Source organism: Caenispirillum bisanense, assembly GCF_039523075.1.
GTDB lineage: Bacteria > Pseudomonadota > Alphaproteobacteria > Rhodospirillales > Rhodospirillaceae > Caenispirillum > Caenispirillum bisanense.
Genome location: NZ_BAAAEP010000021.1, coordinates 1 through 24,833, shown reverse-complemented (window position 1 = coordinate 24,833; position 24,833 = coordinate 1). Strand labels below are relative to the sequence as shown.

General features: G+C 71.8%; 20 protein-coding genes. 12 read left to right on the top strand and 8 right to left on the bottom strand.

Translation table 11 applies throughout. From position 1 onward, the window contains the following. Positions 1 to 48 precede the first annotated feature (48 nt). Genes ABD056_RS11125 through ABD056_RS11105 form a run of 5 tightly spaced genes read right to left on the bottom strand, consistent with a single transcriptional unit; the run spans position 49 to position 4,304 of the window. Positions 49 to 507, bottom strand: a complete 459-nt coding sequence (locus ABD056_RS11125; protein ID WP_343866641.1) for a helix-turn-helix domain-containing protein — start codon at positions 505 to 507, stop codon at positions 49 to 51. Continuing rightward, the gene (locus tag ABD056_RS11120; RefSeq protein WP_343866640.1) at positions 437 to 784 is read right to left on the bottom strand and encodes a hypothetical protein; all 348 of its coding nucleotides are present in this window, start codon (positions 782 to 784) and stop codon (positions 437 to 439) included. The genes ABD056_RS11125 and ABD056_RS11120 overlap by 71 nt, the downstream gene beginning before the upstream one ends. Before the next feature lie 29 nt (positions 785 to 813). After that, a complete protein-coding gene (locus ABD056_RS11115; RefSeq protein ID WP_343866639.1) occupies positions 814 to 1,755 on the bottom strand; it encodes a 3-hydroxyacyl-CoA dehydrogenase NAD-binding domain-containing protein in 942 nt (313 codons plus the stop codon). 1 nt (position 1,756) lies between these two features. After that, positions 1,757 to 2,911, bottom strand: coding sequence for a pyridoxal phosphate-dependent aminotransferase (locus ABD056_RS11110; protein WP_343866638.1), 1,155 nt, complete (start codon positions 2,909 to 2,911; stop codon positions 1,757 to 1,759). Between the two features lie 19 nt (positions 2,912 to 2,930). Further along, positions 2,931 to 4,304, bottom strand: a complete 1,374-nt coding sequence (locus ABD056_RS11105; protein ID WP_343866637.1) for a gamma-glutamyltransferase — start codon at positions 4,302 to 4,304, stop codon at positions 2,931 to 2,933. A gap of 19 nt (positions 4,305 to 4,323) precedes the next feature. Here ABD056_RS11105 and ABD056_RS11100 point away from each other — a divergent pair, with 19 nt between their 5' ends. From ABD056_RS11100 to ABD056_RS11065, 8 genes are all read left to right on the top strand, one after another. Beyond that, positions 4,324 to 5,739 (top strand): M48 family metalloprotease, encoded by a 1,416-nt coding sequence (locus ABD056_RS11100; protein ID WP_343866636.1) that lies wholly within the window; start codon positions 4,324 to 4,326, stop codon positions 5,737 to 5,739. A 93-nt stretch (positions 5,740 to 5,832) separates the two neighbouring features. Then, complete coding sequence (locus tag ABD056_RS11095; RefSeq protein ID WP_343866635.1) at positions 5,833 to 6,603, top strand: DsbA family protein; 771 nt, start codon at positions 5,833 to 5,835, stop codon at positions 6,601 to 6,603. A gap of 157 nt (positions 6,604 to 6,760) precedes the next feature. Next, positions 6,761 to 7,612: a peptidoglycan-binding domain-containing protein gene (locus ABD056_RS11090; protein WP_343866634.1), complete on the top strand. Its 852-nt coding sequence runs from the start codon at positions 6,761 to 6,763 to the stop codon at positions 7,610 to 7,612. 154 nt (positions 7,613 to 7,766) lie between these two features. Beyond that, entirely contained in the window at positions 7,767 to 9,155 is a 1,389-nt protein-coding gene (locus ABD056_RS11085) for an aspartate aminotransferase family protein (RefSeq protein WP_343866633.1), read from the top strand. A 7-nt stretch (positions 9,156 to 9,162) separates the two neighbouring features. Next, complete coding sequence (locus ABD056_RS11080; protein ID WP_343866632.1) at positions 9,163 to 10,533, top strand: glutamine synthetase family protein; 1,371 nt, start codon at positions 9,163 to 9,165, stop codon at positions 10,531 to 10,533. 62 nt (positions 10,534 to 10,595) lie between these two features. Beyond that, a complete protein-coding gene (locus ABD056_RS11075) occupies positions 10,596 to 11,168 on the top strand; it encodes a peroxidase-related enzyme (RefSeq protein WP_343866631.1) in 573 nt (190 codons plus the stop codon). A gap of 56 nt (positions 11,169 to 11,224) precedes the next feature. Continuing rightward, the gene (locus ABD056_RS11070) at positions 11,225 to 12,247 is read left to right on the top strand and encodes a ligase-associated DNA damage response exonuclease (protein WP_343866630.1); all 1,023 of its coding nucleotides are present in this window, start codon (positions 11,225 to 11,227) and stop codon (positions 12,245 to 12,247) included. A gap of 5 nt (positions 12,248 to 12,252) precedes the next feature. Further along, entirely contained in the window at positions 12,253 to 13,818 is a 1,566-nt protein-coding gene (locus ABD056_RS11065) for a cisplatin damage response ATP-dependent DNA ligase (RefSeq protein ID WP_343866629.1), read from the top strand. 6 nt (positions 13,819 to 13,824) lie between these two features. On the opposite strand, the gene ABD056_RS11060 is transcribed toward ABD056_RS11065, so the two are convergent. Together ABD056_RS11060 and ABD056_RS11055 are read right to left on the bottom strand one after the other, a co-directional pair. After that, positions 13,825 to 15,177, bottom strand: coding sequence for an MFS transporter (locus tag ABD056_RS11060; protein WP_343866628.1), 1,353 nt, complete (start codon positions 15,175 to 15,177; stop codon positions 13,825 to 13,827). A gap of 378 nt (positions 15,178 to 15,555) precedes the next feature. Beyond that, the gene (locus ABD056_RS11055) at positions 15,556 to 16,893 is read right to left on the bottom strand and encodes a solute carrier family 23 protein (RefSeq protein WP_343866627.1); all 1,338 of its coding nucleotides are present in this window, start codon (positions 16,891 to 16,893) and stop codon (positions 15,556 to 15,558) included. 196 nt (positions 16,894 to 17,089) lie between these two features. On the opposite strand from ABD056_RS11055, the gene ABD056_RS11050 reads away from it, so the two are divergent. From ABD056_RS11050 to ABD056_RS11035, 4 genes are all read left to right on the top strand, one after another. Next, a complete protein-coding gene (locus tag ABD056_RS11050; protein ID WP_343866626.1) occupies positions 17,090 to 18,013 on the top strand; it encodes a YihY/virulence factor BrkB family protein in 924 nt (307 codons plus the stop codon). 130 nt (positions 18,014 to 18,143) lie between these two features. After that, positions 18,144 to 18,911: a transporter substrate-binding domain-containing protein gene (locus tag ABD056_RS11045; protein ID WP_343866625.1), complete on the top strand. Its 768-nt coding sequence runs from the start codon at positions 18,144 to 18,146 to the stop codon at positions 18,909 to 18,911. 59 nt (positions 18,912 to 18,970) lie between these two features. After that, a complete protein-coding gene (locus tag ABD056_RS11040; protein ID WP_343866624.1) occupies positions 18,971 to 22,213 on the top strand; it encodes a PAS-domain containing protein in 3,243 nt (1,080 codons plus the stop codon). 75 nt (positions 22,214 to 22,288) lie between these two features. Further along, positions 22,289 to 24,010, top strand: coding sequence for a putative bifunctional diguanylate cyclase/phosphodiesterase (locus ABD056_RS11035; RefSeq protein ID WP_343866623.1), 1,722 nt, complete (start codon positions 22,289 to 22,291; stop codon positions 24,008 to 24,010). Between the two features lie 17 nt (positions 24,011 to 24,027). On the opposite strand, the gene ABD056_RS11030 is transcribed toward ABD056_RS11035, so the two are convergent. Then, on the bottom strand, positions 24,028 to 24,833 hold an 806-nt coding region (locus tag ABD056_RS11030), incomplete at its 5' end, for an SbcC/MukB-like Walker B domain-containing protein (RefSeq protein ID WP_343866622.1).

The following is a 24,833-nucleotide window of genomic DNA, read 5'->3' as shown; positions in this document are numbered from 1 at the left end:
TCCCCTCCGGCGCCCGATCTGTTTTCCACCTTCTGCCGCCGCAGCCGGTCAGGCGGCGAGTACCGCCTGCACCGCCGCCGGATCATGGTCGATCACCGCCAGCAGGATGCGGCTGGCGGTATCGGGCTGCGACCGCCCCTGCTCCCAGTTGCGCACGGTCGCCACATCAAGGCCGAAGCGCAGGGCGAAGTCCTCCTGGCTGAGGCCGCTACGCTCGCGGATGGCCTTCACGTCCACCTGCGCCGGCGCCTGATAGGGCACCGCCCGGATGCCGCAGGCGGCCAGATCGGCAGCCAGGGCGGCCCGGTCCTCGACCATGGGGAGTTCGACCACCGCGCGACCCCGCTCCAGCAGCAGCGTCATGGCGCGATGGGCCTGCCGCAGCGGCAGGTGCCGAGCCACCAGCGCTTCCGCCGCTACCACCGTGCGCGGCGCCTCAGTCTCGCGGACCAGCAGCAGGCGGGCGGCGGAACCGGAGGCGACCCGGTCGACGGCCCGGACCTGCACCCGTGGTCCGAATCGCTCCTTCAAGGATGATCTCATCGCAGTCCACCACCTCCATCACCGCCTGAGCCAGCCAGCGCAGGCGCACCGGCCCCAGGCTGCCGGGCCCGATGTCCTCGCCGTGGGTGTGCACCCCGGTCAGGATGAGAACGCGGCCCTCGAAGCGCACGTCGGCCATCATCGCCAGCAATCCCGCTGGCGTCTGCAGGCGCACGGTCACGGCATCTGCCTCGGACAGATCGTCGAAGACCTCGACGCGAATGTCGGCGCCCGTCCACATGATATTATCTACGCAACTTGCGCAGCATTTCAACCCCCGCCCCCGCCCCCGCCAGTCCCCCGCACGGCCGCCAGCGCCTTCAGCACCGCCACCAGGGCGGCATCGCGTTCGGCTTCCAGGGCGGGCAGCGCGCGGCCGGCGGCTTCCGCCTCCACCCCCGCCACCAGCGCCTGCTTCACCGGCTCGCTCAGGGCGGGGGTGCCGAGGTCGGCCCAGCGGCGTTCCTGCGCCGGCCCCAGGTGATCGAGGTAGGCGCGCAGGCCCCCTGCCCCGCCGCCCAGGTGATAGAGCATGTGCGGCCCCATCACCGCCCAGCGCAGGCCGGGGCCATAAGCAATGGCGGCATCCACATCCTCCACATCGGCGATGCCCTCCGCCACCAGATGCACCGCCTCGCGGTAAAGCGCCGCCGCCAGCCGGTTGGCGACGTGGCCGGTGGCTTCCTTCTTCACCAGGATGCAGCGCTTGCCGAGGCCCTCGAAAAATGCCCGCACGGCCGCGGTCACCGCCGGGTCGGTGCGCGGCGACGGCACGATTTCCACCAGCGGCACCAGGTGCGGCGGGTTGAAGGGGTGGGCGACCAGCACCCGCTCCGGGTGGCGGCACGGCGCCTGAAGGGCCGATGGGGGATGGGCGGTGGTGCTGGAGGCGATGGGCACCGCCGGCGCGGCGGCGGCGTCGATGTCCGCCAGCAGCGCCTGCTTGGCCTCCAGCGCCTCCGGCCCGGCCTCGATGATCAGGTCCGCCCCGGCCACCGCTTCGGCCAGCGGCATCACCTGCCACGCCCCCGGTGCGGCCGGCGGCGGCTCCAGCCCGGCGAGCGCCGCCCAGGCGCGGTCCTGCATGGCCGTCACGCGCGCCGTCACGTCGGGCGACGGATCGACGATGCGCACGGCGTGGCCCTTCCAGGTCAGCAGGGCGCACCAGCTGGCACCGATGAGGCCGGCGCCGACCACCGCCACCACCGCCATGTCAGCGCCTCCAGGCCTTCAGGGCGGCGACCGCCTTCTCCATGTCCTCGGTGCCGCCGGCGAAGGAGAAGCGCACGAAGCGGTCGCCCTCGGCATCGTCGAAATCCACCCCCGGCGTCGCCGCCACCCCCGTCTCGGCCAGCATGCGGCGGCAGAAGGCGAGGCTGTCGTTGGTCATGTGGGCGACATCGGCATAGAGGTAGAAGGCCCCGTCGGCGGGGGCCAGCCGGTCGAACCCGGCCGACGGCAGGCCGTCCAGCAGCACCTCGCGGTTGCGGGCATAGCGGGCGACGTTGGCCTGCAGCTCGTCTTCGCAGTCGAACACGGCGATGCCGGCGTGCTGCGACAGGGTGGGCGGGCTGATGAACATGTTCTGCGTCAGGCATTCCACCGGCCGCACCATGTCCTGCGGCAGCACCAGCCAGCCGAGGCGCCAGCCGGTCATGCAGAAGTACTTGGAGAAGCTGTTGATGATGATGGCATCGGGGGCGAAGCCGGCCACCGTCTCCGCTTCCATGCCGAAGGTGATGCCGTGGTAGATCTCGTCCGACACCAGCCGCACCTTGTGCGTATCGCACCACGCCGCCACCCGCCGCAGCTCGCCGGCCGGCATGACGGTGCCGGTGGGGTTGGACGGGCTGGTGACGATGATACCGTCCAGATCCTGCGCCCCGGCCTGCTCCAGCACCTCGACCGTCGGCTGGAAGCGGGTGTCCGGGCCGACCGGGATGGCCACCGGCTCGATCCCCAGCGCCTTCAGGATGTGGCGGTAGGCGGGATAGCCGGGCCGCGTCACCCCCACCCGATCGCCGACCTCGAAGGCTGACAGGAAGGCGAGCACGAAGGCCGCCGACGAACCCATGGTCACCACCACCCGCTCCGCCGGCACCTCGACGCCGTGGACGCGGCTGTAATGGCCGGCGATGCCGGCCCGCAGCTCGGGCAGGCCGAGCGCCACCGTGTAGCCCAGCGGCTGGCCGGAGGCGAGCAGCGCCTGCACCGCCTCCGCCGCCCGCCGCGGCAGGCCGGTGGAAGGCTGGCCGACCTCCAGGTGCAGGGTGGCGCCGCCGGCCGCCTCGCGTTCGGCGGCGGCGCGCATCACGTCCATGACGATGAAGGGCGGAACGGTGCCGCGGCGGGCGATCTTCAGGGTCATGACGCTCTCACTCTCACTCTCACTTGCGGCCGACGACCATGCCGAGACCGCCGGAGCGGCTGTCGGTCACGACGCGGCAACTGCCGGGGTTGGGCGGGATGCCCTGGGCGCAATGGGCGACGCTGACGAGGCCGGAAATCTCGTCGCGGCCGCTGATCACCTCGCCCAGGGCGGTGCCGATGTCGCCGCCCTGGGTCAGGGCGCGGGCGGCGATGCGGCCCACCGACGAGGCGGCGGCGGTGCCGCCGGCGGCGCCGGCGAAGTGGAATTCCTTGACGTTCGGGTTGATGGACATCAGCAGGCCGACCGGCTGCCGCACCATGCCCGGCTGCGGCGGCGGGGCGGCGATCATCATGCCGGTGCCGGGCGCCATGCGGCCGGTGCCGAAGGGACCGTTCATGATCAGCACGCAGGCGACGGCCGAGCCCTCGTTGTCCACCACCACCAGGCCGGACGAGCCGGGCGCCGGCTGGCCACCCTGATCGGGCCCGGCGCCACCGCCGCTGGCGGCGGTATAGACCTCCAGCGTCTCCGCCCCCGGCAGGCCGGCCGGCGGCACCGCCACCACCTCGTTGCCGCGCATGGCGGTCATCGGCTCCAGCCAGCGCGGGCGGTAGTCGCGCAGGGCCTCCATGGACAGGGCGAAGCCGGCGCGGCGGTAGGCCGCCACCAGATCGCGGGCCATCAGCCCCTGATAGACGTCACCCACCCCGCGCATGCGGATGCGGGCGATGGAGGCGCCCAGGTTGGGCTGCACCAGGGTCGAGCCCTCGCCGGGCGACATGCCTTCGCGGTCGGCGAAGGTGCGCACGGCCTCGATGTCGTTGCGCAGCACGGCGCCGCCGGCGACGAATTCCTTGGCCAGCGCCCGCGAGGCGGGGTAGCCGAGGCGCGCCATCTGTTCCGCCGGGCCGAGCAGGCTTTCCCAGCGCAGGGCGCCGTACTTGGCGTGCAGGGCATACATGCCGCGCGGCAGGCCGGGCACGGCGGCGGGGAAGCGCGAAGCGCCGTCGTTGGGGGCGAAGCCGGGCAGGAACTCCAGCACTTCCACCTTGCCCTGCTTGGCGCCGTGCACCAGGCAGACGCCGCCGCCCAGGATGCCGGCCGAGGACGGCAGCGTCACCGACATGGTGAAGGCGGCGGCGACGGCGGCATCGGCAGCGGTGCCGCCGGCCGACAGGATGTCACGGGCGGCCAGGGCGGCATGCGGCTCGTCGGCCGCCACCAGCCCGGCGAAGCCGGTGACGGCGCCGATCTGGCCGCGCTCGATGCGGTCCCCGCCCCCGCAGGCGGCAAGGCCGGCGGTGGCGGCGGCGGCGAACAGACAGGCAAGGCGGCCGGCGCGGCCGCGTTGACGGCGCTGCGGGGTGTCACTAGCTTCAGGAGACAACATCGAGGGTCGGTCCTTGATCATGCACGTGTTCTCTCGGGCCAAGGCCCGCTGGCGGGAAGCCGGAAGACGCCTCGCCTCCCTGGCCGTGGTCGCGGTCACGGCGGCGGCCCTGGCTGTTGCAGGTCCGGCCGCCCCGGCGCTGGCCCAGGGCATGTCCCTGATCCGCGACGCGGAAATCGAAACTACCATCCGCGGTTGGGCCGCGCCACTGCTGCGGGCGGCGGGCGTGTCGCCGGATTCGGTGACCATCCGCATGGTGCGCGACGACTCGCTCAACGCCTTCGTCACCCTCGGCAACAAGATGTACATCCACACCGGCCTGCTGAAGCGCAGCGACAACGCCTCGCAGGTCATCGGCGTCATGGCGCACGAAATCGGCCACATCGCCGGCGGCCACGCGGTGCGCCTGAAGGACGAGGTGGAAACCGCCCAGATGCTGTCCATGATCGCCGCCGCCCTGGGCATGGCGGCCGCCGTCGGCAGCGGCCGCGGCGATGTCGGCACGGCGGTGATGATGGGCGGCAGCCAGGCGGCCCTGAAGAACCTGTTCAGCTTCTCCCGCACCCAGGAAAGCGCCGCCGACCAGGCCGCGCTCAAGTACCTCAACGCCACCGGCCAGTCGGCGCAGGGGCTGCTGGAGTTCTTCGAGATCCTGGGCGACCAGGAACTGCTGCTGACCAGCCAGCAGGACCCCTACGTCCGCACCCACCCGCTGACGCGCGAGCGCATCGCCACCATCCGCAATGCGGTGGAGAACTCGGCCTATCCGCAGCGCACGGAAACCGCCGCCGACCAGATCGCCCACGCCCGCATGGTGGCGAAGCTGTTCGCCTTCCTGGAAACGCCGGGCCGCACCTTCCAGCGGTATCCGCAGAGCAGCACGGAAATCCCCGCCCGCTACGCCCATGCCGTCGCCTACTACCGCCAGGGCAAGCTGGCGCAGGCGCTGCCGATCATCGACGGGCTGGTGGCGGAATACCCCCACGACCCCTACTTCCACGAACTGCGCGGCCAGATGCTGCTGGAAAACGGCCGCGTCGCCGACAGCCTGGACTCCTACCGCCGCGCGGTGGAACTGCGCCCCGACGCGCCGCTCATCCGCATCGCCCTTGCCCACGCCATGATCGAGACCCAGGACGACAGCCTGCTGGCCGCCGCCCAGGAGCACCTGAACGAAGCCCTGAAGACCGAGCGCGCCGACGGCATGGCGTGGCGGCTGCTGGGCATCTCCTACGGCCGCCAGGACAACCTGACCATGGCCTCCTACGCCATGGCGGAAAGCGCGCTGCTGCAGGGCGATCCGTCGCAGGCCCTGTTCCACGCCAGCCGCGCCGAACAGGGGCTGAAGACCGGCGAGCCCACCTGGCTCCGGGTCCAGGACGTCAAGCAGCGGGCGCAGAACCTGATGGACGAGAAGAAGCGCCGCGGCGGCTGAGGCCCCCTGCCCGTAGCCCGTAGCCCCTTGCCAGCGCCCGCCCCTGCCGCCATCATCGCCGCCACCGCAGACCCTCAGCACTGGAAAGATCGCATGGCCCGCCTGTCCGTTCTGCCGACCCGCCTCGCCGCCGTGGCTGCCGTCGCCCTTGGCCTTGGTGCCGCCGCCGCGCCCGCCGCCCTGGCCGCCGATGCCCTGAGCAAGGCGCAGGCCGACCAGGTGCGGGAGATCGTGCGCGAATACCTGATCGAGAACCCGGAAGTGCTGGTGGAGGCCATGCAGGTGCTCGACGCCCGCCAGCAGGCGGCGGCGGAGCAGGCCCAGAAGGAAGCCCTGAAGACCCACGCCGAGCAGATCTTCAACGACCCCGGCAGCCCGGTGCTCGGCAACCCTGACGGCGACGTGACGCTGGTGGAGTTCTTCGACTACCAGTGCGGCTACTGCAAGGCCGTCTACCCGGCGGTGATGAAGGCCGCCGCCGAGGACAAGGGCCTGCGGGTGGTGATGAAGGAATACCCGATCCTCGGCCCGGAAAGCCTCTACGCCTCGCGGGCCGCCCTCGCCAGCCGCGAGCAGGGCAAGTATGCCGAGTTCCACGGCGCCCTGATGGGCCACAAGGGCAAGCTGACGGAAGCCGCGGTGGACGACCTCGCCCGCAAGACCGGCCTCGACCTCGACAAGCTGAAGGCCGACATGGCCGGCGCGGCGGTGGAGGACCAGATCGGCACCACCATGGCGCTGGCCCGCGTGCTCGGCATCCGCGGCACCCCCGCCTTCGTGGTGGGCGAGACGCTGCTGCCCGGCGCCGTGCCGCTGGAGCGCCTGAAGCAGGAAGTCGCCAAGGCCCGTCAGGCCGGCGGCTGATCCACACGTCACCGACGACCCCGCGGCCGGCCCCACCAGCGCCGGCCGCAATCGCGTGACGGGAAAAATGCGCGCAAGAGGCGTAGACGTCCGAACCGGCGGCGGACGGCGGCTGTTCATGAGTCAATCTCCCTGAGCAGCCGAAAGGATGAACGCCATGCGCCCGTGGATGATCGCTCCCCTTGGCATAGCCCTTCTGACCGCCGCCTGCGGCAGCACCGATGAACAGCGCGCCGCCAGCGGCGGCCTTGGCGGCGCCGCCGCCGGGGCGGTGGTCGGCGGCCCGGTGGGTGCCGCCGTCGGCGCCGGCGTCGGCGCGGCCGGCGGCTTCATGCGTGACGATGCCGAGCAGGCCCTGCAGGGGCAGGATGCCCAGCAGCAGCAGCAGCAGACCGCCGCCGGCACCCGCACCATGCAGCCGGCCCAGGCGCAATCCTCGCGCCAGGCCAGCCGGCCGATGGTCAACGACCTCGACAACGACGACGTGCGGCAGGCCCAGACGGCCCTGCGCGACATGGGCCTCTATGACGGTCAGGTGGACGGTCTCTACGGCCCGCGCACCATCCGCGCGGTGGCCGAGTTCCAGCGCCACAACGACATGGCCGCCACCGGCGAACTGACCGACGAGACGCTGAACCGCCTGACCCAGACCGCCGCCAGCGGCACCGGCCAGCAGCCGCAGGATGACGGCCAGACCGCCACCCAGCCGGCCGACCCGGCGCCGACCCCGGAGACGCAGCCGCAGACCGGCCAGGGCACCACCACCACCGACCCCGCCGATCCGGGTGAGCAGACCGGCACCCTGCCGCAGACCGGCACCGCCGGCGATACCGACGACACCCAGCCCGGCGCCACCACCGGCACCGGCACCGGCACCACCGGCGGCACGAACACTGGCACGACCGGCACCACCGGCAACACCGGCACCACTGGTAACACCGGCAACACCGGCACCACCGGCACCACCGGGGGCGCGACCGGCGGCACCACCGGCGGTACCGCCCAGTAACCCCGCCGCTTTCCGCACCAGGGCCCCGGCCATCACGGCCGGGGCCTTTTGCGCGTCCGGGCGGCGGCCGCTCGCCGGGTCCGTGTGGAGCCTCTTGTCATTTCCCGCAGCCTCGCACACACTGTTCAATATTCTCATCGCGAGGTCCGAAATCTTGAGCACCGCCGCAGCCGCGCCCGACATCCCCGATGCCGCCGCCGATGCGCTTCATGCCCGCGAGGCCGAGGCCTTCGCCGCCGCCCGCCCGGTTTCCCGCCGGCTGGGGCAGGAGGCGCAGGCCCATCTGTACCGCGGCGTGCCCATGCACTGGATGGCCGACTGGCCGACGCCCTATCCGCTGTTCCTGAAGGAAGCCGGCGGCGCCACCCTGGTGGATGCCGACGGCCATGCCTATGCCGACTTCTGCCTGGGCGACACCGGCGCCATGTTCGGCCACTCCCCCGCCCCGGTCGCCGCCGCCATCGCCGCCCAGGCGGCGCGCGGCCTGACCGCCATGCTGGCGTCGGAGGATGCGGCGGTGATCGGCCGGCTGCTGGCGGAGCGTTTCGGCCTGCCGGTGTGGCAGGTCTGCGCCACCGCCACCGATGCCAACCGCTACGCCCTGCGCTGGGCGCGGGCGGTGACGCAGCGGCCGGTGGTGGTGGTGTTCGACGGCTGCTACCACGGCACGGTGGAAGACGCCATGGTGCGCCTCGGCCCGCAGGGGCAGACGCTGCCGCGCCCCGGCCTGCTCGGGCAGGTGCATGATCTGGCGCGGTCCACCCGCGTGGTGCCGTTCAACGACGCCGCAGCGCTGGCCGACGCCCTCGCCCCCGGCGACGTGGCGGCGGTGCTGACCGAGCCGGCGCTGACCAACTGCGGCATGGTGCTGCCGCAGCCGGGCTTCCTGGACGACGTGCGCCGCCTCACCCGCGAGGCGGGGACGCTGCTCATCATCGACGAGACGCATACCTTCTCCACCGGCCCCGGCGGTTATACGCGCACGTATGGGCTGGAACCGGACCTGTTCGTGCTCGGCAAGCCGGTGGCGGGCGGGCTGCCGACGGCGGTCTACGGTGCCTCGGCCGCCATGGCCGAGCGCATGGCCGAGGCCCACGCCCGCGCCTCCGCCGCCGGCGGGCACGGTCACTCCGGCATGGGCACGACCCTGTCCGCCAACCCGCTGCAGCTGGCCGCCATGCGGGCGACGCTGGAGCAGGTGGCCACCCCCGATGCCTTCCGCCGCATGATCGCCCTGGCCAACCGCCTCGCCGACGGGCTGGAGGCGGCCATCGCCCGCGCCGGCCTGCCGTGGACGGTCACCCGCCTGGGCGCCCGCTGCGAAATCCAGTTCCGCCCCACCCCGCCGCGCACCGGCGCCGAGGCCGAAGCGGCCTTCCGGCCGGGGCTGGAACGGGCGCTGCATCTCGCCCTGCTCAACCGGGGCGTTGTCATCACCCCCTTCCACAACATGACACTGTGCAGCCCTGCCACCACCGAGGCCGACGTCGACCGGCTGCTGGCCGCCTTCGACGACGTCCTCCTTCAACTGACCGCCAGGTGATCCTTCCATGAGCCATTTTGCCGACGTTTCGGAGGCGCGCGCCTTCCTGGCCGCCAACCCCGACATCCGCCGCGTCCATCTGCTGTTCACCGACGTGACGGGGGCCTTCCGCGGCAAGGCGGTTCAGGCGCACGAACTGGAAGCCGTCTACCGCACCGGGCGGCCGCTGCCCACCTCCACGCTCTCCATGTCCATCCGCGGCGAGGACGTGCCGGAAGCCGGCCTGCTGTGGGAAGTGGGCGACAAGGACTGCACCCTGCGCCCCATCGCCGGCACGCTGGTGCGCTGCCCGTGGATCGCCGTGCCGACGGCGCAGGTGCTGATGGGCGTCGACCCCGGCAGCGAGCCCGCCATCCACGCAGACCCCCGCGCCGCCCTGGTGCGGGTGACGGAGCGCCTGCGCGCCGACGGCTTCCACCCGGTGATGGCCTGCGAGCTGGAGTTCTACCTGTTCGACCGCGAGCGCGGCCCTCACGGCGAGCTGCAGCCGGCGCGCGGCTACCTGTCCGGCGAGCGGCCGACCCAGAGCCAGGTCTGCCACACCACCGCCATCGAGGACATGGCGCCCTTCTTCGACGAGCTGTACGACTGCGCCGAGGCCCAGGGCATCGCCGCCGAAACCGCCATCAGCGAATTCGCCGCCGGGCAGTGGGAACTCACCCTGCACCACAAGGCCGATCCGCTGCGGGCGGTGGACGAAGGCATCATGCTGAAGCGGCTGGTGAAGGCCATCGCCCAGAAGCACGGCCTGATCGCCAGCTTCATGGCCAAACCGCTGACCAACGAGTCCGGCAGCGGCATGCACGTCCACGTCAGCCTGGCCGACGAGTCCGGCGCCAACCTGTTCGCGGGCAGCGAGGCCGACGGCGGGCCGCTGCTGCGCAAGGCGGTGGCCGGGCTGCTCGACACCATGCAGGACGGGGTGGCGGTGTTCGCGCCCGGCGCCAACAGCTTCCGCCGCTTCCGCGCCGGCTCCTACGCGCCGACCACCAAGACCTGGGGCATCGACAACCGCACGGTGGCGGTGCGCGTCACCAGCGGCGACCCGCAGACCCGCCATATCGAGCACCGCACCGCCGGCGCCGATGCCAACGCCTATGCCGTCGCCGCCGCCGTGCTGGCCGGCCTGCACCACGGCATCACCGAAGGGCTGGCGCCGCCGCCGGCCATCGAAGGCAACGGCTATGACCAGCCGGGCGAGCCGCTGCCCACCGACTGGCGGGCGGCCATCGCCCTGTTCGAGAACAGCTTCGTCATGCGGCGCTACCTCGGCGACGACTTCGTGCGCATCTATTCCTGCGTGAAGCGCTTCGAGTGCGAGGTCTTCCAGGCCGAGGTCTCCGACCGCGACCTGCTGTGGTACCTGCGCGACGCTTGATCGCGGCGGCGGTTTTCGGTCAAGGTCTTCCCAACCATAAAACATCGGGAGGACCTTCGACCATGCCGCAAGCCGATCACGTCATCTGCCTGGACATCGCCGACCCGGCGGAGATGGACGAGGACCTGCGCAAGTACTTCCAGGTCTGCGAGGAGAAGATCGGCTTCGTGCCGAACGTGCTGAAGGCCTACGCCAAGGCGCCCAACAAGCTGCGCACCTTCTCCCGCCACTACAACGAGATCATGCTGGCCGACAGCGGCCTGACCAAGCTGGAGCGGGAGATGATCGCCGTCGCCGTCTCCTGCGCCAACCACTGCTATTACTGCCTGGTGGCCCACGGTCAGGCGGTGCGCCAGCTGTCCGGCGACCCGCAGCTGGGCGAGATGCTGGCCATGAACTACCGCGTCGCGCCGCTGCCGCCGCGCCAGCGCGCCATGCTCGACTTCGCCTGGAAGCTGACGACCGCCCCCATGGACGTGGGCGAGGCAGACCGCCAGGGCCTGCGCGACCTCGGCTTCAGCGACGCCGACATCTTCGACATCGCCGACACCACCGGCTTCTACAACTACACAAACCGCGTCGCCCACGCGACCGAGATGATGCCGAACGCCGAGTACCACGGCCGCAGCCGCTAGCACCGCCCGAGCCGGCGCCCCTTGACCCGGCGCCCTGCCGCCCAAACATCTGCGGGATGCATGCACGCGATTGGGTCAAGGTCACCCGCCAGGGGATCTATGTCGAGCCGGGGGACTTCCATGTCGACCCGTTGCGGCCGGTGCCGCGGGCGGTGGTCACCCATGGCCATGCCGATCACGCCCGCGCCGGTCACGGCGCCACCCTGGCAACGCCCGAGACGCTGGCCATCATGGCGGCGCGCAACGGCGGCAGCCTGAGCGGCGGCGACCCGCTGCCCTATGGCGAGGCGCGGCAGGTGGGCGGGGTGACGGTGCGGCTGGTGCCGGCCGGTCATGTGCTCGGCTCGGCGCAGATCGTCATGGAGTACCGCGGCCAGCGGGTGGTGGTCTCGGGCGACTACAAGCGCCGCCGCGACCCCACCTGCCCGCCGTTCGAGGTGGTGCCCTGCGACGTGTTCATCACCGAGGCCACCTTCGCCCTGCCGGTGTTCCGCCACCCCGACGACCGCCACGAGATCGACCGCCTGCTCGCCTCCCTCCGCCTGTTCCCCGACCGCGCCCATGTGGTCGGGGCCTATGCGCTGGGGAAGGCGCAGCGGGTGATCGCCCTGCTGCGCGAGGCGGGCTGGCAGCGCCCCATCTTCATCCACGGCGCCCTGCAGGCCCTGTGCGACCTCTATGAAGCCCACGGCATCGCCCTCGGCCCGCTGCGCCCGGCGACGGCGGCGGACAAGGCGGAGATGAAGGGCGAGATCGTGATGGCGCCGCCCTCCGCCCTCGCCGACCGCTGGAGCCGGCGGCTGCCCGACCCGGTCACCGCCATGGCCTCGGGCTGGATGCGGGTGCGCGGGCGGGCGCGGCAGAAGGGCGTCGAGCTGCCGCTCATCCTCTCCGACCACGCCGATTGGGACGAGCTGACCCGCACCATCGCCGAGGTGCAGGCCGGCGAGATCTGGGTCACCCACGGCCGCGACGACGCCCTCATCCACCACGCCCGCCAGCACGGGCTGCACGCCGAGGCGCTGCACCTGGAAGGGTATGAGGAGGAACCCACCGACATCGCCGGCGGGGGCGGCTGACCGCCATGCAGCGCTTCGCCGACCTGCTCGACGGCCTCGTCTTCATGCCCAGCCGCACCGGCAAGCTGCGGCTGATCGAGAACTACCTCGCCACCGCTCCCGATCCCGACCGCGGCTACGGCCTCGCCGCCCTCACCGGCGACCTCGACCTCGGCACCGCCAAGCCGGGCGCCATCCGCGAACTGGCAGAGGCGCGCTGCGACCCGACGCTGTTCTACCTCTCCTATGACTACGTCGGCGATCTGGCGGAGACCCTGGCCCTCATGTGGGTGCCGCCGGCCGGCGGCAACGAGCCGCCGCCGCCGCTGTGGGAGGTGGTGGACACGCTGATGGCCGCACCACGCAGCAGCATCCCCGGCCTGCTGGCCGGCTGGCTCGACCGGCTGGACGCCACCGGCCGGTGGGCGCTGCTGAAGCTCATCACCGGCGGGCTGCGGGTCGGGGTCTCCGCCCGCCTCGCCCGTACCGCCTTCGCCCAGTGGGCACAGGTGCCGCTGCACGACGTGGAGGAAGCCTGGCCCTGCGTCCGCCCGCCCTATGCGCCGCTGTTCGCCTGGGCGGCCGGCGGCGACAAGCCGGCGCTGACCGACGTCGCCGGCTTCCGCCCCTTCATGCTGGCGACACCGCTGGAAGAGGCCGACGTGCGGGCGCTGAACCCGCATGACTACGCCGTCGAATGGAAGTGGGACGGCATCCGCGTGCAGGTGGTCGGACGCGCCGGCGACCGCCGCATCTATGCCCGCTCCGGCGACGACATCACCCACAGCTTCCCCGACATCGCCGAGGCCATCGACTTCGACGGCGCGCTGGACGGCGAGTTGCTGGTGCGCGAGGCCGACGGCGCGCCCGCCCCCTTCAACCACCTGCAGCAGCGGCTCAACCGCAAGACCGTTTCCGCCGCCCATCTGCGCAAGTACCCGGCCTTCGTGCGCGCCTACGACCTGCTGCAGGAGGGGACGGACGACCTGCGGCCGCTGCCCTTCGCCGACCGCCGGCGGCGGCTGGAGGCCTTCCTCGCCCGCCCGCGCGACCGCTTCGACCTGTCGCCGCTGCTGCCGCTGACCGCCTGGGACGACCTCGGCCGCCTGCGCGACGAGGCGCGCGAGCGGCGCATGGAAGGCCTGATGCTGAAGCGGTGGGACAGCGCCTATGTCCCCGGCCGCCCCAAGGGACCGTGGTTCAAGTGGAAGCGCGACCCGCTGACGGTGGATGCGGTGCTGCTCTATGCCCAGCGCGGCCACGGCAAGCGGTCGAGCTATTACAGCGACTATACCTTCGGCGTCTGGAAGGGCGACGAACTGGTGCCGGTCGGCAAGGCCTACTTCGGCTTCACCGACGAGGAACTGCGCCAGCTCGACCACTGGATCCGCACCAACACCACCGAACGCTTCGGCCCGGTGCGGGCGGTGCGGCCGGGGCTGGTGTTCGAGGTGGCGTTCGACAGCATCCACCCCTCGCCGCGCCACAAGTCCGGCCTCGCCATGCGCTTCCCGCGCATCAGCCGCATCCGCTGGGACAAGCCGCACACGGAGGCCGACCGACTGGAAGCCCTGGCGACCCTGGTGGTGTGAGGCGCCTCATGCCTCCGGCCGCCGCGGCGCCGAGGCCAGCGGCGCGCCGCCGGTGCCGGGCTCGTACAGGCGGGCGGCGGCGGGGTCGCTTACCGCCACGCTCTGGTCGAGCAGCAGGCGACGACCCTCCGCCCGCAGGCTGCCGAGGCGCAGGGCAAACACCGCCGCCGCCGCCAGACAGGCGGCGCCGCCGAGCGTCACCGTCTGCGGCGCCCCCAGGTGCTGGGCCAGGACGCCGCCGATCAGGGCGCCGAAGGGCATCATGCCCATGAACATCATGGAATAGACCGCCATCACCCGGCCGCGGTAGGCATCGGGCACCATGGCCTGGATCAGGGTGTTCGAGGCGGCATTCTGGATCATCATGCAGAAGCCGGTCGCCGCCAGCAGCGGCAGCGCCACCGCCAGCGACGGCGCCTGGGCGAAGGCCATCAGCATCAGCCCGTAGCCGACGGCGGCGGCAGCGATCCAGCGGCCGAGGCCGCGCACCTGCTGGCGCATGGCAAGCAGCAGGGCGCCGGCCAGGGCTCCGACGCCGATGGCGCTCATCAGCAGGCCGAGGGTGCTGGCATCGCCGCCGAACACCTGATCGGCGAAGATGGGCATGAGCACGATGTAGGGGCTGCCCATCAGGCTGGCGACGCCCACCAGCAGCAGCAGGCCGCGCACCGGCCGGGTGCGGTGGACGTAGGCGAAGCCCTCCCGCATGCGGCTGAGCAGGCCGCCGGTCGGCCGCGGCCGCTCCACCGGCTGGCGGCGCATGGCCAGCAGGGCGGCGATCACGGCCAGATAGCTGGCGGCGTTGATGGCAAAACACCACCCCTCCCCCACCAGCGGCAGCAGGGCGCCGGCCACCGCCGGGCCGACCAGCCGGGCGCCGTTGAACATGGAGGAATTGAGGGCGATGGCGTTGGGCAGGTCGTCGCGCCCCACCATCTCCACCACGAAGGCCTGGCGGGCGGGAATGTCGAAGGCATTGACGGTGCCGAGCAGCGCCGCCACCGTGAAGACGTGCCAGACGTGAACGCTGCCTTCCAGCGTCAGCACCGCCAGCCCGGCCGCCAGCAGCATGGACGCCACCTGCGCCGCCACCATGATGCGGTGGCGGTCGGCGGCATCGGCCACCGCCCCGCCCACCGACGACAGCAGGAACACCGGGATCTGGGTGGCGAACCCCACCAGCCCGAGCAGCGCCGCCGATCCGGTCAGGCGATAGGTCAGCCACGACAGGGCGATGGTCTGCACCCAGGTGCCGATGAGCGACACCAGCTGGCCGGCGAAGAACAGGCGGTAGTTGGAATGCCGCAACGCCCGCAGGGGCGAGGCCCGGCGCGGGGCGGCAGGGGTGGGGGCGGACATGGACGCTCCGTGGACGCAGATGTCCATGCTAAACGCGCAAGGCCCCGCCTGCCTACGGCCACTCCCGTCGCGCCGCCGGAGCCGGCGGCCGTGACGCACGCGGCATCGCCAGCCGGACTCCCGCCCAGGCTGTTGCAAATTCGATTGTCATTGGCATTATGGTGCCGTGGACCGCACCGGCGGTGCCGGTGCGCGCCACGCTCAGGAGAGCGTTCGACGATGCGATTTCGTCGTTTCGTCCTGCGGCTCAAGATAAAGGCGATGAGGATGCACCTCCTCATCGCCCTGACTCTCGAGTAGCAGGGTGGCTGGGCGGGCTTGCGCCCGTTCAGCTACCCTCCTGATAATACCTCAACCGCACCGGATCGCAAGCAGTACTCACGCCTTGGTGCGCTGGAAGATGGAGCCGCCGTGCTCGGCCGCCTCGCGGCCCGGCAGGACCAGGTTCAGCACCAGGCCGACGATGGTGGCAAGGGCCATGCCGGCGATCTTGACGCTGGCTTCCACCGGGGCGCCGTCCACTTCCACCGAGAACGGCACCTGCACCAGGGCGCCGCCGATGCCGATGACCAGGATCACCGAGGCGATGATCAGGTTGCGCTTGCGGCCGAGGTCGATCTGGCGGTCGATCAGCATGCGCATGCCGGAGCTGGCAATGATGCCGAACAGCAGGATCGACACGCCGCCCATCACCGCCGTCGGGATGGTCTGGATCAGCGCCGCGATCTTGCCGACGAAGCCGAACAGAACCGCCAGGCAGGCGGCGCCGCCGATCACCCACACGCTCATGACGCGGGTGATGGCGATGACGCCGATGTTCTCGCCGTAGGTGGTGTTGGGCGGGCCGCCGATGAACGAGGCCAGCATGGTCGCCGCGCCGTCGCCGAGGATGGAGCGGTGCAGGCCCGGCTCCTCCAGGAAGTTGCGGCCGGTCACCTTGCTCAGCACCATCTGGTCGCCGATGTGCTCGGCCAGGGTCACCACCGCCACCGGGGCGACGATCAGGATGCAGGCGAGAAGCTGCGGCCACGGCAGGTAGAAGGCCGGCAGGGAGAACGCGGGCACGGCAAGCCACGGCGCCTGCGCCACCGGGGCGAAGTCGACGATGCCGATGGCCAGCCCGACCACATAGCCGCCGACGATGCCGAACAGGATCGGCACCAGCGCGAACACGCCCTTCAGGAACATGCCGCACAGGATGGCGATCAGCAGCGTCGCCAGGGCGGTGACGAAGTGCGGCGCCGAATAGACGCCCTGCCCCGGCAGGTTCATGGCCATGTCGACGGCGACCGAGGCGAGGCTCAGGCCGATCACCATGATCACCGGGCCGACCACGATGGGCGGCAGCAGGCGCATCAGCCAGCCGATGCCGCCCTTCCAGATGAAGAAGGCGACGACGACGTAGACGGCGCCCGCAACCGCCGCACCCACCATGGCACCGCCGGGACCGGCGATGGAGGCGGCCGAGATGATCGGGGCGATGAAGGCGAACGAGCTGCCGAGATAGGCCGGAATGCGGGCCCGCGTGCACAGGATGTAGAGCAGCGTGCCGAGGCCGCTCGACACCAGCGCCACCGCCGGGTTGAGCCCGGTCAGGAACGGCACCAGGATGGTGGCGCCGAACATGGCGAACAGGTGCTGCAGGCTGAGCACGGCCCAGGTTGCCGGCGCCGGCCGGTCGTGCACGTCCAGGACCACGTCGAGGTCGGCGGCCATGGTGTTATCCCCTCTTGTCGGAACTTTAGGATGAAGATGCGGCGGGGCCGTTCGGTACTCCCGCCGGAGCGGCGGCGCAAGAGAAAACCGCGGCGGAAGAAGCGGTTGATGCAGAACCGCCGGGCTCCGCCAGCCGTTCCCGCGATGGGGGCGATGCACGCTTCCGCCTGCAACCGCCGGAAAGGGAACGCCCGCCATGACCCCCGGTTCCGCCAGCGACGCACCCCCGGCCGGCAACCGCCGCCTGCGCCGCATCCGGCTGTTCCGGCTGATCGACTTCCTGAAGCGGCTGGGAGAACGCATCGGCGCCGACAACCTGAACGTGGTCGCCGCTGGCGTCGCCTTCTACGGTCTGCTGGCGCTGTTCCCGTTCCTGGCGGCGCTCATCTCCGTCTTCGGGCTGTTGGCCGATCCGTCGCGCATCCGGGACCAGATGCAGGCCCTGCACGGCACCGTGCCGCCGCAGGCCTATGAGATCATCGACACCCAGGTGCAGCAGCTGACGCGGGAGGAAGCGACCCTCAGCATCAGCCTGCTGCTGTCGACCACCATCGCGCTCTATTCCTCCACCCGCGGCGTCAAGGCGATCATGGGGGCGCTCAACATCGTTTACGACGTCGGCGAAAGCCGCAACATCATCAAGCAGAACCTGGTCGCCCTCGGCCTCACCGCCGGCACCATCCTCAGCATGGTGGTGGCGCTGATGCTGGTGGTGGTGCTGCCCATCGCCTTCACCGCCGTCGGCGTGCAGGGCAACGTGGCCGCCGACCTGATCCTGGCCGGCCGCTGGCTGCTGATGCTGGCGGGGGTCCTGTTCGGCCTGGGCGTCATCTATCACCTGGCGCCCAACCGGCCGCGCGCCCGCTTCCGGCTGTTCAGCTGGGGCACGGTGGTGGGGGCGGCGTTGTGGCTGGCGGCCAGCATGCTGTTCTCGTGGTACGTGACCAACTTCGCGTCCTACAACGAGACCTACGGCTCCCTCGGCGCGGTGGTGGTGCTGCTGATGTGGTTCTTCGTCGGCGCCTATGCCGTGCTGATCGGCGCCGAAATCGACGCCGAGCTGGAGGATGGCCGCCGCCGGCGCGAGTCGCAGCCGCCCGGCCACCGCCACCCCCACTGACGCCGGCGCCGCCCCACCTGCACGTCTGCCGCGACTGATCCCCCTGGGCAAGTGCCCCCGGCTGTGGGACACTTTGGAGGCGCAGCCGGTCGGGATGGGTGGCAGCGCGCAGAGAGGGGGAGACACAGGCGTGCGACCGTGGATCGTGCGGGCGGCCCTGGTGCTGGCGACGCTCCTTGCCGTCGCGGCGCCGCTGCGGGCGATGGCAGCCGCCGACAGGCTCATCATCGGCACCGAGGGCGATTACGCCCCCTTCAGCTATGTCCAGGCCGACGGCAGCCTCGGCGGGTTCGACGTCGACATGGCCGAGGCCTTGTGCGCCGCCATGCAGGCAACGTGCGAGATCGTCGCGGTGCCGTGGGGCGACCTCATCCCGGCCCTCAACGACCGCCGCATCGACGCCATCATCGCCAGCATGTCGATCACCGAGGAACGCAAGCAGCTGGTGGCCTTCACCAACCGCTATTACCGCACCCCCATGCAGTTCATCGCCCGCAAGGGCTCGCGCATCGACGTCTCGCCGGAACACCTGCGCGGCAAGCGGGTGGCGGTGGAGGCCGACACCACCGCCCACAAGTACCTGCTCGGCCACGGCGAGATCGGCATGGACATGCGCGTCTTTGCCACCCAGTCGGAGGCCAACCGGGCGCTCATGCGCGGCGAGGCCGACCTGCTGATCGCCGACAGCCTGGTGATGTGGGCGCTGACGAAAACGCCGGAGGGCGCCCACTTCGAATTCGTCGGCGCCCCGATCTATGCCGACGAGGGCATCGGCATCGCCGTCCGCCATGGCGACGAGACGCTGCTGCAGGCCCTCAACCGCGCCATCCTGCGGGTCCGCATGGATGGCACCTACGACCGCATCAACGCCAAGTACTTCCCCTTCAGCATCTATTGACCGCCCCTTCCCCCACCCGCCGCACCGGTGGCAACGGCGCCTGCGAGGATACACGGCCATTGCGCCTCAAACTGGCACAGAAGATTCCCCTGCTGGTGGTTCTGGCGACGCTCGTCACCGGGCTGGTGGTGGCCTACGCGGACTATGACCGCGCCGCCCGCGAACTGGCCACCGCCGCCGAGGACCGCCTGGGCGCCCTGCTGGAAAGCCGCCGCCTCGCCCTGGAGGAATACCTGGAGGCCCTGCGCCGCGACCTCCGCAGCCAGGCCACCAACCCGCTGATCGAGGAAGCCTACTCCAGCTTCCTGGTGGGCTGGGACGAGATGGGCGAGCGGGCGCCCGAACGCCTGCGCCACCTGTATGTCGAGGCCAACCCCTACAGCCCGCAGGACCGCGACCGGCTGGATCACCCCAACGACCCGTCCATCTTCAGCCTGGCGCACAACCGCTTCCACCCCCGCCTGCGCCAGTTCGCTCGCGACTTCGGCTATGCCGACATGCTGCTGGTGGATGCCACCGGGCGGGTGATCTACTCGGTCAAGAAACGCCCGGACTTCGCCGTCACCGTAACCGACCGCCCCTTCGCCGCCACCGGCCTGCGGCGCGCGTGGGAAGCGGTGATCGCCACCCACGCCCGCACCCGCGACGCCGACCTGCAGGTGTTCGTCGACTTCGCCCCCTATGAAGCCCACCAGGACCGCCCGGTCGCCTTCCTGGCGGCGCCGCTGCTCGATCCCGCCGGGGCGCTGACCGGGGTGCTGGTGCTGGAAATCCCCACCGACCGCATCAACCGGCTGGTGCAGGCGGCCACCGGCCTCGGCCGGTCGGGCGACGTGTTCATCGTCGGCGCCGACCACATGATGCGCTCCGACAGCCGGGTGTCCGGCCGCAGCACCCTGATGGCGCGGGCGGTGCGCACGGCGCCGGTGGAAGCGGCGCTGGCCGGCACCAGCGGCATCATGGAAAGCGAGGAACTGGGCCCCGACGCCACCCCGACCCGGCTGCTCGCCGCCTATACGCCGCTCGACTTCCTGGGCGCCCGCTGGGCGGTGGTGGCGACCGCCGATCTGGCCGAGGTCCACGCCCCGGTCAGCCGCATGCGCGAACGCGCCATCCTCAGCGGTCTGGCCGTCACCTTCGTGGTCGCCGTGCTGGGCGTGCTGGTGGTGCAGCGGCTGGTGGTGCGGCCGCTGACCGCCGCCACCGCCGCCCTGCGCCGCCTGTCGGCCGGCGACCCGGACATCACCCTGCCGCCGGTGCGCAGCAGCGACGAGGTGGGCGACATCGTGCGCGCCCTCACCGTCTTCCGCGACAACCTGGTGGAACGCGACCGCCTGGCCGCCGCCCATGCCGACGAGATCCGCAACCGCGAGGTCCGCCAGCGACTGGCGGAGGCCATCGAGGCCATTTCCGACGGCTTCGCTCTCTACGACGCCGAGGAACGGCTGGTCATCGCCAACTCCAAGTTCCTCCAGACCTACGGGCCGGGTGCGGAGATGCTGGTGCCCGGCACGCCGTACCTGGAGTTCCTGACCCACGCCGCCGATTCCGGCATGTTCGACGATGCCGTCATCGACCGCGCCGGCTTCATCGCCCGCCGCCTGTCGCAGTTCCGCAACCCCGGCGATGCGGTGGAGCGGCGGCTGACCGACGGCCGCTGGCTGCGCATCGCCGACTTCCGCACCCAGGACGGCGGCACGGTCTGCGTGCGCTCCGACATCACCGAGCACAAGCAGAGCGAGGAACGCTTCCGCGCCATCGTCGAAGGCGCCGCCGACGCCATCATCACCATGGACGGCGACGGCCGCATCGTCGAGTTCAACCGCGCCGCCGAACGCATCTTCGGCCGCCGCCGCGGCGACGTCGCCGGCCGCCTGATCATCGAGACGCTGGTGCCCCAGCCCCTGCGCGCCGGCCATGCCGAGGGCATCCGCCGCTACCTCGAAACCGGCGAGCTGCGCCACCGCGAGCAGCGCATGGAGGCGCTCGGCCTGCGCGCCGACGGCTCCACCTTCCCCATCGAGCTGACCGTCACCCAGATGCCCATGCGCGGCGCCCGCACCTGCGCCGCCTTCATCCGCGACATCACCGACCGCAAGCGGGTGGAGGAGGAACTGGCGGCCTACCGCGGCCATCTGGAAGAACTGGTGGAAAGCCGCACCGCCGCCCAGCGGCAGGCGGAAGAACGGCTCATCACCGCCATCAACACCTTCAAGGGCGGCTTCGCGCTGTATGACGCCGACGAGCGGCTGGTGCTGTGCAACGACCAGGTGCGCGAGTTCATGCCGGAGGTCGACACCCTGCTGCGCCCCGGCATCCCCATGGCGGAGATCACCCGCGCCATCGGCCTCGGCCTCGGCCAGGATGAAAGCTGGGTGGGGGAGCGCCTCACCCTCTACCGCCGGCAGGAAACCTTCCTGGCCGAGCGCCAGCTGCCCGACGGGCGGTGGATCGAAACCATGGTCGACCACACCCCCGACGGCTCCACCCTGTTCGTCATCACCGACATCACCGGCCACAAGCAGGCGGCCGAGGCGCTGCGGGTGGCGCTGGAGCGCGAGCGCGAGCTGAACCAGCTGCAGCGCGAGTTCGTGTCCATGACCAGCCACGAATTCCGCACCCCGCTCGCCATCATCGACGCCTCCACCCAGCGGCTGATGCGCCGGCGGGCGACCCTGGCGGAGGGCGACTTCACCAACCTCGGCACCGAGATCCGCGCCGCCGTCGCCCGCATGGTGGGGCTGATCGACGCCATCCTGTCGGCCTCGCGCCTGGACTCCGGCGAGATCCGCTTCGCGCCGCAGGACTGCGACCTTAAGCGCATCCTGACGGAGGTCTGCCATCGCCAGCAGGCGCTGACCCGCAACCACACCATCGTCTGCGACATCGACGCCCTGCCCGACCGGCTGGTGGCCGACGGCACGCTGCTCGATCAGGTGGCGACCAACCTGCTGGCCAATGCGGTCAAGTACTCGCCCAAGGGCGGCACCGTGCTGGTGCGCGGCTGGCAGGAGGGGCAGCGGGCCCGCGTGGCGGTGACCGACGAAGGCGTCGGCATCCCGGCGGAAGACCTGCCGCGGCTGTTCCAGCGCTTCTTCCGCGCCCGCACCTCCACCGGCATCGCCGGCACCGGCATCGGCCTGCACTTCGTGAAGCGGCTGGTGGAAATGCACGGCGGCAGCGTGTCGGTGCAGAGCATCGAGGGCGCCGGCACCACCTTCACGGTGGACCTGCCGCTGCTGCCGCCCGGCGGCACCGTCGCGTCGCAGCAGCAGGAGGCGGAGACGGCGGACATCGGCTGAGGCGACGGCCGGCAGCACAAACGGGGTGGCGGCCGCTGAGGGGCGGCCGGGAGCAATCGGGGGGAGACGGACCGCATGGCGCGGATCTTGTGCATTGAGGACGAGGCGGCCCTGCGCCGCATCCTGGCCGACGAACTGCGCGACGCCGGGTTCGAGGTGATCGAGGCCGGCGACGGCATCGACGGGCTGGCGGCCATCATCGACCACCGGCCGGACATGGTGCTGTGCGACGTCACCATGCCGGGCATGAGCGGCTATGACGTGCTGGCCCGCCTGCGCGAGCGCGGCGACGCGCTGGCCGACATGCCCTTCGTCTTCCTGTCTGCCCTGGCCGACCGCAAGGACGTCATCGCCGGCCGCCAGCTGGGCGCCGACGACTACCTGACCAAGCCGGTGGACATCGAGATGCTGCTGGCGACGGTGGAGACCCGCCTCGCCCGCGAGCGCCGGCGGGAGGCCCGCGTCGCCGCCGAGCGCGCCGCCGCCACCGACCAGGCCCGCGACAGCGATGCCGTCACCGGCCTGCCGACCCGCGGCGTCTTTCTCGGCGACCTGGGCGCCCTGCTGGCGGCGCGGCCGGACCGGCTGGCGGTGCTGTTCATCGAGATCGACCGCTTCCGCCAGATCGAGGTGGCGACCGGCTTCGACACCGCCGAAGACCTGCTGCGCCAGACGGCGGCCCGGCTGGCTGCCGCCCTGCCGGCCGGCAGCCGCCTCGCCCGCCATGGCGGCGAGCGCTTCGTGGTGGCGCTGACGGCGACCGGCCGGGTGCTCGACATGGCCGAGGATCTGCGCCGCGCCATGGGCGCCCCCTACGAGGTCGGCTGCCGCAAGCTGTTCACCACCGTGTCGGTGGGGGTGGCGGTGTTCCCCGATCATGGCAGCGAGGCCGCCGCCCTGGTCACCCGCGCCGAGGAAGCCGCCCATGCCGCCGCCGAGGACGGTGGCAATGCCTGCCGCATCTATCGCCCGGAACAGGCAGGCAAGCTGCTGGAACGGCTGGAGATCGCCCACGGCCTGCGCGCCGCCCTGGTCAACGACGAGTTCGAGCTGCACTTCCAGCCCAAGGTTGACCTCGCCACCCTCACCCCCATCGGCGCCGAGGCGCTGCTGCGCTGGACCAGCCCCAGCCTCGGCCGGGTGGCGCCGGCGGTGTTCGTGCCGGTGGCGGAGGAAACCGGGCTCATCCTCGACCTCGGCGCCTGGGTGCTGCGCGAGGCCTGCCGCCATATGCGCCGCTGGCGGCAGGCGGGCTTCCCGCCGGCCTTCCGGCTGGCGGTCAACGTGTCGGTGCTGCAGTTCCGCCACCCCGACTTCACCGCCACCCTGCGCGCCGTACTGGCGGAAACCGGCCTCGCCGCCGATGCCCTGGTGCTGGAGATCACCGAAAGCGCGCTCGCCGGCGACGAACCGGCGCTGCTCGCCACCCTGGCGGAGTTGCGCGCCATGGGGGTGCTGCTGTCCATCGACGATTTCGGCACCGGCTATTCCTCGCTCAGCTACCTCGACCGCCTGCCGGCCGACGAGTTGAAGATCGACCAGAGCTTCGTGCGCGGCCTGCCCGACACCGCCGGCAGCCAGACCATCATCAACGCCGTCATCGCCATGGGCCGCGACCTCGGGCTCAAGCTGGTGGCGGAGGGGGTGGAGACGCAGGCCCACAGCGATTACCTGGGCGACCGCGGCTGTCAGGTCGGCCAGGGCTGGCTGTTCGCCCGCCCGCTGCCGCCGGACGACTTCCGCGACTGGGTGCTGGCGCGCCTCGGCACCGAGCCGGCCGCCGCCGACGGGGCGTAGCGGCAGGCGGCGGCGGCTCAGGCCACCACCGTCTCCACCAGCGAGCGGCCGCCGCCGGCCTTGCTGACGCGGATCTGCACGCCGATGCGGTCCACCAGCGCCTGCACGTGGCTGATGACGCCGACCTTGCGGCCGGTCGCCTGCAGCGCCTCCAGGGCCGACAGGGCGACGTCCAGGCTGTCGGCGTCCAGCGCCCCGAAGCCTTCGTCGATGAACAGGCTTTCGACCAGCGCCCGGTCGCCGGACATGGAGGCGAGGCCGAGCGCCAGCGCCAGCGACACCAGGAAGCGCTCGCCGCCCGACAGGGAGCCGACACCGCGCACCTCGTCGCCCATCTCGCGGTCGATCACCTGCAGGTCCAGTTCGCCGCCCGGCGACCGCTGCAGCACATAGCGCGCCGCCAGATCCTCCAGGTGGCGGTTGGCGAGCATCAGCAGGCGGTCAAGCGTCAGGCTCTGGGCGAAGCGGCGGAACTTGTCGCCGTTGGCGGAGCCGATGACGTCGTTGAGCCCGGCCCACAGGTCGCACCGGGCGCGCTGGGCGTCGATGCGGGCGGCCAGATCGTCGCCGCGCGCCCGCTGGCGGGCGTCGTGCTCCAGGCGGGCGCGCTGCTCGGCGCAGCGGCGGCGGGCGTCCTCGCAGGCGGTTTCGGTCTCGCCGGCCCGCACCGCCAGCGCCGCCTCGTCCTCCGCCGGGGCCGGGGTGGCGAGGTGGGCGGCAAGGCCGGCGCGGCGGTCGGCGAGCACCGCCCGCGCCGTGGTCAGCGCATCGTCCAGCCGCCGCAAGCCCTCCTCCGCCGCCGTCAGGGCGGCCTCGTCCTCGG